The 11,515-nt window shown below is 69.1% G+C and carries 9 protein-coding genes; all 9 read left to right on the top strand.

Features of this window, described 5'->3' with window-relative positions:
- The first annotated feature begins 494 nt into the window (after positions 1–494).
- On the top strand, positions 495–1,736 hold the full coding sequence (locus ACLJQ7_RS34320; protein WP_410652303.1) for a cytochrome P450: 1,242 nt from the start codon (positions 495–497) through the stop codon (positions 1,734–1,736).
- A 12-nt stretch (positions 1,737–1,748) separates the two neighbouring features.
- Positions 1,749–2,906, top strand: coding sequence for a glycosyltransferase (locus tag ACLJQ7_RS34315; protein ID WP_410652302.1), 1,158 nt, complete (start codon positions 1,749–1,751; stop codon positions 2,904–2,906).
- Between the two features lie 21 nt (positions 2,907–2,927).
- On the top strand, positions 2,928–4,145 hold the full coding sequence (locus tag ACLJQ7_RS34310; protein ID WP_410652301.1) for a glycosyltransferase: 1,218 nt from the start codon (positions 2,928–2,930) through the stop codon (positions 4,143–4,145).
- Between the two features lie 16 nt (positions 4,146–4,161).
- Complete coding sequence (locus ACLJQ7_RS34305) at positions 4,162–5,376, top strand: glycosyltransferase (RefSeq protein WP_410652300.1); 1,215 nt, start codon at positions 4,162–4,164, stop codon at positions 5,374–5,376.
- Between the two features lie 29 nt (positions 5,377–5,405).
- On the top strand, positions 5,406–6,218 hold the full coding sequence (locus ACLJQ7_RS34300) for a class I SAM-dependent methyltransferase (RefSeq protein WP_410652299.1): 813 nt from the start codon (positions 5,406–5,408) through the stop codon (positions 6,216–6,218).
- 20 nt (positions 6,219–6,238) lie between these two features.
- The gene (locus ACLJQ7_RS34295) at positions 6,239–7,369 is read left to right on the top strand and encodes a glycosyltransferase (protein WP_410652298.1); all 1,131 of its coding nucleotides are present in this window, start codon (positions 6,239–6,241) and stop codon (positions 7,367–7,369) included.
- Between the two features lie 106 nt (positions 7,370–7,475).
- Positions 7,476–8,294, top strand: a complete 819-nt coding sequence (locus ACLJQ7_RS34290) for a PIG-L deacetylase family protein (protein ID WP_410652297.1) — start codon at positions 7,476–7,478, stop codon at positions 8,292–8,294.
- A gap of 13 nt (positions 8,295–8,307) precedes the next feature.
- Positions 8,308–10,092, top strand: coding sequence for an ArnT family glycosyltransferase (locus ACLJQ7_RS34285; RefSeq protein WP_410652296.1), 1,785 nt, complete (start codon positions 8,308–8,310; stop codon positions 10,090–10,092).
- A 63-nt stretch (positions 10,093–10,155) separates the two neighbouring features.
- Positions 10,156–11,196: a methyltransferase gene (locus ACLJQ7_RS34280; RefSeq protein ID WP_410652295.1), complete on the top strand. Its 1,041-nt coding sequence runs from the start codon at positions 10,156–10,158 to the stop codon at positions 11,194–11,196.
- Positions 11,197–11,515 lie beyond the last annotated feature (319 nt).

The following is an 11,515-nucleotide window of genomic DNA, read 5'->3' as shown; positions in this document are numbered from 1 at the left end:
ATCGAAAACCCTGTACTGCCCATCGTCGGATGATCACAACGAACACCCTGGTCACCACGCCGACAGGCCGGTCAGTGTTCACGATGTCCTGAAACATCGACTGTTCACGATGTCCTGAACTCAGACATGTCGTTCTAACCCTCTTTATCACTCACGACCCCGTCGCGAGAATGCGCAAAGTGCTCAAATCGGGCACCGAAGACCGACCGGCGGTCCCTTGTGGACAGTCGTAACCGTTTCTGACCGGGTCGCTCGAGGCGGCCACTCGCCGACTCGCCGGGCTATCGCTGGACGTTGCGAAAGCCACTTTCGCAACCTTCAACGTTGCGAAAGTGGCTTTCGCAACCTCGCCGCCTTCGCCTCCCCCGCTTGCCCGGAGTAACTAACGAGGCGTCCATGGCGGCGCTGGACGTCCCGCCCGATCGCGGATGAAGATTGCGGCGCGGCATACGGCCGGACCGCACTTCCTGGTCACTGAAGGAGCTTCCCTCGGTATGGAGCACGCAATCGACGAGGTCGCGCCGGCCGTGGAGCCGACGGCCAACTACATGATGAGGACGCACTGCGATCCGCACGAGGACATGTTCACGTTGCGGGAGAAGGGCCCGTTGGTCCGGATCCTCGGCGACGCGTCCACCCAGCTCGGCACGGGCTACGTCTGGCAGGCGCTCGGCTACGACGTCGTGCGCAAGATCCTCGGCGACCACGAGAACTTCACGACCCGCCCACGCCTGACCGAGGCGGAAGCCGAGCGGACGACCAACGGCGAAGACGTGCCCATGGCGCCGCAGTTCGTCGGCCAGATCTCGACCTACGACCCGCCCGAGCACACGCGGCTGCGGCGGATGCTGACGCCGGAGTTCACCGTCCGGCGGATCCGGCGGCTGGAGCCCGCGATCCAGGAACTCATCGACGAGCGTCTCGACGAGGTCGAAGCCGAGGGCCCACCCGCTGACGTACAAGGACTCTTCGCCGATCCGGTCGGTGGCGGTGTCCTTTGTGAACTGCTCGGAATCCCGCGCGACGACCGCAACGAGTTCATCCGGCGGATCCGGCGGAACGTCGACCTCAGCCGGGGTTTCAAGGCGAGGGCGGCCGACAGCGCGGCGTTCAACCGGTACCTGCTCGGTCTCATCACCCGCCAGCGCGAGAATCCCGACGACGGGTTCCTCGGCATGCTGGTGCGCGAGCACGGGGACAACGTCACGGACGACGAGCTGAAGGGCCTCTGCACGGCGCTGCTGCTCGGCGGTGTCGAGACCGTCGCGGGAATGCTCGGTTTCGGGGTGCTCGCGCTCTTGGATCACCCCGACCAGAAGCAGATGCTCTTCGAAGGCCGTGAAGAGGCGGATCGCGTCGTCAACGAACTGCTGCGCTATCTCTCGCCCGTGCAGCAGCCGAATCCGCGGATGGCGCTCAGGGACGTCGTCGTCGGCGGGCAGCTGATCAAGGCGGGGGACTACGTCCTCTGCTCCATCCTGATGGCGAACCGGGACGAGGCGCTGACGCCGAATCCGAACGTCCTCGACGCGCGGCGTCCTCCGGTTTCGGACGTCGGCTTCGGGCACGGCATCCACTACTGCATCGGCGCCGCGATCGCGAGATCGGTGCTGCGCATGGCTTATCAGTCCCTGTGGCAGCGATTCCCCGGGCTGCGCCTGGCGGTGTCCAACGACGAGGTCGTACTCCGGAACGCGTTCATCGACTGCCCGGATCAGTTGCCGGTCACCTGGTAGAGGGGAAGCGAAATGCGCGTGTTGTTGTGGGCGTGTGGCTCACGTGGGGACGTCGAACCGCTGGTGGCGTTGGCCGCGCGGTTGAAGGAATCCGGCGCCCAGGTGCGGGTGTGCGCGCCGCCGGACAGCGCGGAGCGGTTGGCCGAGATCGACGTGCCGCTGGTGCCGGTCGCCCGGCCGGACCGCGGGATGAACGACGGCGAGGGCCGGGATCCCGAACTCGCCGCCGCCGGGATCGCCGACCAGTTCGATCAGATGCCCGCCGTCGCCGAGGGTTGTGACGTCGTGGTGGCGACCGGTCTGCTGTCCGGTGCCGTCGCCGTGCGTTCGGTGGCCGAGAAGCTCGGAATTCCCTACTACTACGTCGCTTTGTGCCCGATCCACCTGCCGAGTCACCTCGAAGCGCCGCAGCGCGAGATGTACAACCAGGGCGCCGACGGCCTGTTCGGTGACGCGCTCAACGCCAAGCGCGCCGAGATCGGTCTGCCGCCGGTGAAGAACCTCTTCGACTACTGCTCCACCGAAAAGCCTTTGCTGGCAGCGGATCCGATCCTCGCTCCGCTGGAGCCACGGCACGAGGCCGAGCAGACCGGCGCGTGGATCCTGCCCGACGAACGGCCGCTCCCCGCCGACCTGGAGACGTTCCTCGCTGCCGGTCCGCCGCCGGTGTACGTCGGTTTCGGCAGCTCGTCCGGCACCGCCGACGCCGCGAGGGTGGCCATCGACGCCATTCGCGCAAAGGGGCACCGGGTGATCCTTTCCCGTGGCTGGGCCGGGTTGGACCTGCCCGAGGACGAGGACGACTGCTTCGCCGTCGACGAGGTGAACCTGCAGGAACTGTTCCGCCGGGTCGCCGTCTCCATCCATCACGACGGCACGGGCACGACCCACATCGCGACCCGGGCGGGCTCCCCGCAGATCATCGTGCGGTCGATCGTCGGCCAGCAGTACTACTCCGACCGGGTCGCCGAGCTGGGGATCGGGGTCGCCCTCGAAGGGCCGGCCCCGACCTTCGAAGCCATGTCCGCCGCGCTCACCACGGCACTGGACCCCGAGACGCGGGCCAAGGCGATCGAGGTCGCCGACACGATCCGCGCCGACGGGACCGCAGTGGCCGTGGATCTGCTGCGCGACGCGGTCAGCCGGGAAAAGCCGTCGGTTCCCGCCTGAACTGAAAGAACGGGGAATTACGTGAAGCGCGTGTTGCTGGCGACCTCCGGAAGCCGAGGAGACGTCGAACCGCTGGTGGCGTTGGCGGTCCGGCTGCGGGAGGCGGGCGCCGCGGTGCGGATGGCCGCGCCACCGGACTCCTCCGAACGGCTGGCCGGGGTCGGTGTCCCGCTGGTGCCGGTCGGACAGTCGACCCGCACCGCGATCAAGGGGGCGAAGCCGCCGTCCCCCGAGGACGGGCCGCGGCTTTCGGCCGAGGCCATGGCCGTCCAGTTCGCCGAGGTCCCGGCGGCCGCCGAGGGGTGTGACGTCGTGGTGACGACCGGGATGCTGGCCACCGCGGTCGCCGTCCGGTCAGTGGCCGAAAAACTCGGCATCCCGTACTTCTACGGCTTCTACTGCCCGCGTTTCATCCCGTCGCCGCATTACGCGCCGCCGCCCCCGCTCGGCGAACCTCCCGCGCCGGAAGGGACCGACAACCGGGCGCTGTGGGAGCGGAACAGTCGGAGCGCGCTCAACCGCTTCGGCGAGCCGCTCAACAGCCAGCGGGCCGCGATCGGTCTTCCACCGGTCGAGGACGTCTTCGGGTACGGCTTCACCCATCACCCGCTGCTGGCGGCCGACGCGTCCCTCGCCCCGCTCCAGCCGACGGATCTCGACGTCGTCCAGACCGGCGCTTGGACACTGCCCGACCAGCGGCCGCTTTCCCCGGAGCTGGAGGCGTTCCTCGCCGCCGGTCCGCCGCCGGTGTACGTCGGTTTCGGCAGCATGCGCGCCCCCGAAGAAGCCGCCAAGATCGCCATCGAGGCGGTGCGGGCCCACGGTCGCCGCGTGATCATTTCCCGTGGCTGGGCCGACCTCGCGCTGATCGACGACCGGAGCGACTGCTTCGCCGCGGGGGAGGGCAACCAGCAGCTGCTGTTCGGGCGGGTGGCCGCCGCCGTCCATCACGGTGGCGCCGGCACGACGACCACGGCCACCCGGGCGGGTGTTCCGCAGGTCGTGGTCCCGCAGATCGCGGACCAGCCGTATTTCGCCGGCCGGGTGGCCGAACTCGGCATCGGCGTGGCGCACGAAGGCCCGACACCGACCTTCGAGTCCCTGTCCGCCGCGCTCGAAACGGCGCTCGCCCCGGAAACCCGGGAGCGGGCGACGGCCGTGGCGGGCACGGTCCGCACCGACGGGGCCGCCGTGGCCGCGAAATTCCTCCTCGACGCGGTCGACCGCGTTTCCGTCTGAAGCCAGGGGATACGAAATGCGTGTGTTGTTGTCGACGACCGGACTCCGTGGAGACGTCGAACCGGTGGTCGCGCTGGCGGTGCGGTTGCGGGAACTCGGCGCCGAGGTACGCGTGTGCGCGCCGCCGGACACCGGCGACCGGCTGGCCGAATTCGCCGTCCCGTTCGTTCCGGTCGGTCAGTCGTTGCGCGCCATGATGCAGGGGATGACGGAGGGACCGGAGCCGAGGCGCCCCGCCGACGAGCTCGCCGAGCAGTTCGACGCGGTCCCGGCGGCCGCCGAGGGCTGTGACGTGGTGCTGGCGACCGGCGTCCTGTCCGCCGCCATCGGGGTGCGGTCGGTGACGGAAAGCCTGGGCATCCCGTACTTCTACGCCGCGTACTGCCCGATCTACCTGCCGTCGCCGTACTACCCGCCGCCCCTTTCCCGGGGCGACGGACGGCCGCCCGAGGAGGCGATGGACGACAACCGGGCGCTGTGGGACTTCTACAACGAGGTCTTCTCCCAGCGGTACTCGGAGGCGCTCAACGGCCGTCGCGCGGCGCTCGGCCTGCCGCCGGTGGCGGACCTCGTCCAGTACGGCTTCACCGAGCAGCCCTGGATGGCGGCGGATCCGGTGCTGGCGCCGCCCCGGCCCGAACTCGGCGCCGTGCAGACCGGCGCGTGGGTCTTGCCCGACGAGCGGCCTCTTCCCGCTGACCTGGAGGCGTTCCTCGCCGCCGGTCCGCCGCCGGTGTACGTCGGTTTCGGCAGCACACCCGAAATCGCGGACACGGTGAAGCTGGCCGTCGAGGCGATCCGCGCGCAGGGGCATCGGGTGGTCCTCTCGCGGGGCTGGGCGGACATGGCCCTGCCCGACGACGGAGCCGACTGCTTCGCCGTCGGCGAGGTGAACCTGCAGGCGCTGTTCGGCCGCGTCGCCGCCGTCGTCCACCACGCCGGCGGGGGCACGACGACGGTCGCCGCGCGGGCGGGTATTCCGCAGGTCGTGCTTCCCCAGATCACCGACCAGCCGTACTTCGCCGAACAGGTGGCCGCGCTGGACATCGGTGTGGCGTTCGAAGAGTTCGGCCCGGCCCCGACCTTCGACTCGCTGTCCGCCGCGCTGGCCACGGCGCTGTCCCCGGAGACCCGGGCTCGCGCGAAGGCCGTCGCGAACACGGTCCGCACCGACGGGACCACCGTCGCCGCGGAGCGCCTGCGCGCCGCCGTCGGCCGCGTCTCCGTCTGACCATCTCGAAATCGACCAGGGTGAGGAAAATGTCCGATCTGGCTGCAGCACCGCACGAGAACCGGCAGATGGCGCAGTGGTTCGGCGCCGACGCCGAACGGTACGACCGCGCCCGGCCCACCTACCCCGATGCACTGGTCGACCGGGTCGTCTCGATGAGCCCCGGCAAGAACTTCGTGGACGTCGGCTGCGGCACCGGCCTTTCGTCCCGCCCGTTCCAGGCGGCGGGCTGCACGGTACTCGGCGTCGAGCCGGACGCGCGGATGGCGGAGGTCGCCCGCAGGCGCGGACTCGACGTCGAGGTCGCCAAATTCGAGGACTGGGACCCGGCGGGCCGCACCTTCGACGCGGTCACCTCGGGGACCGCCTGGCATTGGGTGGACCCGTTCGCGGGCGCGGCCAAGGTGGCGGAGATGCTCGCGCCCCACGGGCTGATCGCGTTGTTCGACAACGGCTTCGAACTCCCGGAGGCCGTCATGACGGCGCAGGGAGAGGCGTACCGGCACGCGATGCCGGAAGTGAAGTTCGAGCCACCGTCCAAAAAGGACGAGGACGTCGAAGAGTACGTCGAGCAGATTTACGCCAAGCAATACGTGAAGGCGGCGGAAGGCATCCTCCGGACCGGCGCGTTCAGTGAGCCGGAGGAACTGCGCTTCGAGTGGTCGCGGGTCTGCACCCGTGACGAATGGCTGGACCAGATCCCGACACAGGGCGGGCTCAACCACCTCGCGGAGGACGCGCGCGCCCGGTTCCTGGCATATCTCGGCTCGGCCATCGACGAAATCGGTGGATCGTTCACCATCAACTACGCCACGGTCGGCATCGCCGCGGTCCGGCGCTGAAGTACACCAGGGGATACGAAATGCGCGTGTTGTTTTGGTCGTACGGAACCCGCGGCGAGGTCGAACCGCTGGTGGCACTGGCGCTGCGGTTGCGCGAGCAAGGTGACGAGGTGCGGATGTGCGCGCCTCCCGACTACACCGGTCGGCTGGCCGAGGCCGGCGTGCCACACGTCGTCGTCGGCAAGCCGGTGCTCGAAGAGGCGGGCGCGCTGGGCGGTCCGCCCGAATCGCCCGAGGCCGCGATCGCGGGGATCGCCGAGCAGTTCGACAAGATCCCGGCGGCCGCCGAAGGCTGTGACGCGGTGGTGGCGACCGGACTGCTGTCCGGCGCGATCGGTGTCCGTTCGGTGGCCGAGAAACTGGGCATCCCGTACTTTTCCGTCGTTCCCTCGCCGGCGCTCGTGCCATCGCCCGAACACCGGGGCATGTACAACAACGGCGCCGACGGGATGTTTGGCGGCCCGCTCAACGAGCTGCGCGCGGCGATCGGTCTCCCGCCGGTCAAGAACCTGTACGACTTCAGCACCACCGACATGCCCTTCCTGGCGGCGGACGCGCTGCTGGCACCGGCCGACGGCGGTGTCCGGACCGGCGCTTGGATCGAGCCCGACGAGCGTCCGCTTTCCGCTGAGCTGGAAGCGTTTCTCGCGGCCGGCGCGCCGCCGGTGTACGTCGGGTTCGGCTGTTCGCCCGCCCCTGCCGACATCGCCAAGGTGGCTGTCGAGGCGATCCGTGCCCAGGGGCGCCGGGTGGTCCTTTCCCATGGCTGGGCCGGTTTGACGCTGCCCGACGACGGCTCCGACTGCCTGGCCGTCGGAGAGGAAAATCTGCAAGCGCTTTTCGGCCGCGTGGCCGCCGCCGTCCATCACGGCGGCACCGGCACGACGCATGTGGCGGCGCTGGCGGGAGTCCCACAGGTCGTGGTCCCGCAGATCGCGGACCACCCGCATTTCGCCGCCAAGGTGACCGAGCTCGGGATCGGGGTGGGACACGACGGCCCGAACCCGACGGTCGATTCGCTGTCCGCCGCGCTCGTCACGGCGCTGGCCCCGGAAACCTCGGCCCGCGCGAAAGCCGTCGCCGGCACGATCCGCACCGACGGGACGACGGTGGCGGCCGACCTCGTGCGCGCCGCGACCCTACGCCTCTGATCACGCGAGAATCGCGCCCGATCACGTGAGTTCGGCGTCGCGTCACCCGAACGCTGTCCAGGCTCATCAGTTGAAGCCCGACAAGGCGGTAACCAAAATCAGCACCATGCTTCCACGCCCCGGCGCGACCCGGCTGCTGGCGATCTCCCCGCATTTGGACGACGCGGTCCTTTCCCTCGGCGCGAGCCTCGCCCAAGCGGCGCGGGACGGTGCGGAGGTGCTCGTCAACACGGTCTTCGCGGGAACGGCTCCGCCGCCCTATTCCGAGGCGGCGGAGCGAATGCACGCGGTCTGGGGCCTTTCCCCGCAGGACGACGCGCCGCTCCATCGCCGGAACGAGGACATCGCCGCGCTCGCCCACCTGGGGCTGGCGTACCGGCACGGCCGTTTCCTCGACTCCATCTACCGGAGGCTGCCGGACGGCCGGTGGCTCACGGATCACGTGGAGGGCGGGCAAAAGCTCGCGGTGGCAAAGAATCCGTCAGGCGATGACGGTCTCGTCGCCGAGATCAAGGACGACATCGAGGCGATCGTCGCCGAGTTCGAGCCGACGCTGATCGTCACGTGCGCGGCCGTCGTCGACCATCCCGACAACCTGGCCACCCGGGACGCCGCCTTGTCCGCCGCGCACACGATGAACGTTCCGATCCGGCTGTGGGAAGACCTGCCCTATTCGATGTTCGAACCGGGAACGATCGAACTCCCCGCCGGTTTCCGGCTCGGCACTTCCGAATTCGAGTCCGCCACGACGGAGACTTGGAAACGGAAACGCGAAGCCGTCGAGTGCTATTCTTCCCAGCTGGCGATGCTCGACGGCAGGAACAAGAATTTGTTCGAGAGGCTGGACGAGCACGCGCGGAAGAACTCGCCGCGGGGCGGATTCGGCGAAACCATCTGGCCCGTTCTCCTCGAAAACAACGGTTAAGCGAGGTACCGGAGTGTCCGCAACACTCACCCATCTGCCGTCCCCGTCACTGGACCCCGCGCCCGAGGGTGTGCGCGGCCGCTGGGCGTTCTGGCGGTCACCCGCCGATCAGCCGCGGTGGGCCCGGCCGGCGTTGCTGGGCATCGCCTTCGTGGCCTTGGTGCTCTACGCCTGGAACCTGCCGAGGGTCGACTTCGCGCCCTTGTACTCGGACACGGCCAAGAGCATGTCCGAGAGCTGGAAGGCGTTCTTCTACGGCACCGTCGACCCCGGGGCGACGTACACCCTCGACAAACTCGCCGGGTCGTTCGCGCCGCAGGCCCTCTCGGCCAAGATCTTCGGCTACCACGAATGGTCGCTGGCGCTGCCGCAGGTGATCGAGGGTGTGGTCTCGGTGCTGGTGATGTACCGGGTCGTACGGCGCTGGGCCGGTGTGGTGCCCGGCCTGCTCGCCGCCGGCATCTTCACCCTCACCCCGGTGCTCGCGTCCATGTTCGGGCACAGCATGCAGGACGGTCTGCTCACCATGTGCCTGGTGCTCGCCGTCGACGCCTATCAGCGCGCCGTGCTCGAGGCGCGGCTCCGGTCGCTGGTCTGGGCCGGTGTCTGGGTCGGCATCGGCTTCCAGGCGAAAATGGTGCAGGCGTGGATGATCCTGCCCGCGCTGGCGATCGGCTACCTGCTCACCGCCCCGGTCGAGCTACGCCGCCGGGCGAAACATCTGGCGCTCGCCGGTGTGGTGACGCTGGCGGTTTCGCTGTCGTGGATCGCGCTCTACACCTTCACCCCGGACAGCTCCCGCCCGCATATCAGCGGCACCACGAACAACAACGCGTTCGCCATGGTGTTCGGCTACAACGGTCTCGGCCGCGTCGGCGTCCACCTGCCCGGCGCCGAGGACCCCAACGGCCGCGGTGGGCTTCCGTCGCTCGGCCCGGGTGGTCCCGGTGACTTCCCCGGTGGCCCTGGTGGGCCTGGCGGCCCCGAGGGCGGTCCGGGTGACGGCCCTGGCGGCGGCCCCGGGGATCCGCAAGGCCCCGGCGGCGGCCAGGGCCTTGACGAGAACGGGAACTTCGGCACCAAGCACCAGGACGAACAGAACAAAGACTTCGGCCCGAAGGCCGAAGGCGGACAGCCCCTCGGTCCTGGCGGCCCGCAGCCGGATGAGTCCAAAATGGAGACTCGGGCGGATCCGATGGGGGCGACCAAACTGCTCGACGGTCACCTCGGCGTCGCGATCGCCTGGCTGTTCCCGCTCGCCCTGTTGTCCCTGCTGTGCGGGCTCTGGTGGTGGCGCCGCGCCGAGCGCACCGATCCGGTGCGCGGCGGGCTGGTGATGTGGGGCGTCTGGCTGGTGACCTTCCTCTTCGTCTTCAGCGCGAGCGCTGTCGCGCACACCGCGTACGTGGCCTCGCTCGCTCCTGCGATCGCCGCGCTTTCCGCGCTCGGCATCGTCACCTTCTGGCGGGCGTACCACAACGGCGGCAGGCAGGGCTGGATCCTGCCGATCGCCATCGCGGCGGAACTGGCGTGGGGCGCCTGGCTGTGGTCCCATTACCCGAACTTCCTGCCGTGGGCGAAATGGGGCACCCTCGTGATCGGGGTGGCCGCGCTTGTCGTCTTGATCGTGGCCCGAACGCGTGAGAACGCTTCGAAATCACTGGTCACCGCGGCGCTGGCCCTCGGTGTCGCGGCGATGATCGCCGCACCCGCCACCTATGCCTTCTCCGTACTCCATCCCGATTACTCCGGCAGCTCTTTCGACGCCAATGCCGGACCGGCGTCCGGCTCCTTCTGAGGCGGGCCGGTGTCGTTCTCAACGTCTGCGGAAGTCTCCGCCGGCCGGAAAGGAAATCTGCCGATGCAGGAATCGCTCGACTCCACCGAGGTTCACCGTCGTTTCCAGCTGATCGCCAACGGTCCCGCCCTGTTCAACGCGGTGGTGTCCGGGATCGAGCTGGACATCTTCGACTTCCTGGAAGAGCGCGGCGGCGCCGACGCGGCGGCACTCGGTGAGTTCACCGGCCTGGAGCCGCACAAGGTCCGCGTCCTGATGCTCGCGCTGACCACGTCGGGCCTGATCGAGAAGCGGGGCGTCGACTATGTGAACCACCCGGTCGCGACCGAACTGCTCGCCACGAGCGGACCGGAGAGCTGGCAGCACATCCTGCTCAGCTGGAAGACCATCTACTACCCGGCGTTCGCGCGGATGACCTCCGCGCTGCGCGCCGGCACCAACGAGGCCCTCGACGCCCTCGACGGCCCGGGGGACACGCTGTACGCGCGGCTCGGCAACGATCCGGAGAAGGCGCGGATCTTCTACACGGCGATGTCGGCGTTCTCGTTGCAGACGATGCCGGGGCTGCTGGAGCACATCGACGTCAAGTCGTCGCGGCACCTGCTCGACGTCGGCGGCGGCGACGGCACCACGGCGGCGGCCCTGCTGAAGGCCAACCCCGGCCTCAAGGCCACCCTGCTCGACCTGCCGAGCAGCGTGGAGCTGGCCGAGCAGCGCGTGCCCGCCGAGGTCACCGACAGACTCACCCTGCACCCGGCCGACCTGCTGACCGACGCTTTCCCCGGCGGCACCGACCACGCCCTGTTCAGCCACGTGCTCGACACCTTCACGGCCGAGCAGTCCGTCATGCTGCTGGCCAAGGCCTACGAGGTGCTGCCGTCCGGCGGGAAGATCTCGATCTACGGCTTCGCGGCCGCGGACGACGAGACCGGTGGGCCGCTGTCGGCGCGGCTTTCGTTGTACCTCAACATTCTCGCGACCGGACGCGGAATGGCCTGGCCGCAGGCCGAGGCCTCGGCGTGGCTCAAGGCGGTGGGTTGTGTCGATGTGCGGTCGGTGGAGCTGCCGTTCGAGCACGCGTTGGTGACCGGGACCAAACCCTGACCGGCTGCCCGGCATGCTCTCTTGCTGCAAGTACGTGAAGGACCCCTTCACGTACTTGTGACTGGTCCTCTCGTGGAGGGGTGTGTGGAAATAGGGACACTCAACGTCTCTATTTCCACACACCCCTCACTCAATGTCACCTCGGCCCCTTTCGTCTCGCGCTGCGAGTACGTGAAGGCCCCCTTCATGTACTCCCCCGGCCGATCGCGGGCCCGGCGGGTGTTGCGAAAGCCACTTTCGCAACCTTCAACGTTGCGAAAGTGGCTTTCGCAACACCCGCGGACCCGCCCCGGAACACGAAAAGGCCCCCATCCCGTAC

Origin of the sequence: Amycolatopsis sp. cmx-4-54 (assembly GCF_046548895.1) — a bacterium.
In the GTDB taxonomy this organism is placed as follows: Bacteria; Actinomycetota; Actinomycetes; order Mycobacteriales; family Pseudonocardiaceae; genus Amycolatopsis.
This window is presented reverse-complemented; position numbering and strand designations above follow the sequence as displayed.

Bases quoted from the DNA above. Each gene is read 5' to 3' on its own strand.
- ACLJQ7_RS34290 (WP_410652297.1), top strand. From the start codon at position 7,476: ATGCTTCCACGCCCCGGCGCGACCCGGCTGCTGGCGATCTCCCCGCAT.
- ACLJQ7_RS34295 (WP_410652298.1), top strand. From the start codon at position 6,239: ATGCGCGTGTTGTTTTGGTCGTACGGAACCCGCGGCGAGGTCGAACCG.
- ACLJQ7_RS34305 (WP_410652300.1), top strand. From the start codon at position 4,162: ATGCGTGTGTTGTTGTCGACGACCGGACTCCGTGGAGACGTCGAACCG.
- ACLJQ7_RS34320 (WP_410652303.1), top strand. From the start codon at position 495: ATGGAGCACGCAATCGACGAGGTCGCGCCGGCCGTGGAGCCGACGGCC.
- ACLJQ7_RS34280 (WP_410652295.1), top strand. From the start codon at position 10,156: ATGCAGGAATCGCTCGACTCCACCGAGGTTCACCGTCGTTTCCAGCTG.
- ACLJQ7_RS34315 (WP_410652302.1), top strand. From the start codon at position 1,749: ATGCGCGTGTTGTTGTGGGCGTGTGGCTCACGTGGGGACGTCGAACCG.
- ACLJQ7_RS34300 (WP_410652299.1), top strand. From the start codon at position 5,406: ATGTCCGATCTGGCTGCAGCACCGCACGAGAACCGGCAGATGGCGCAG.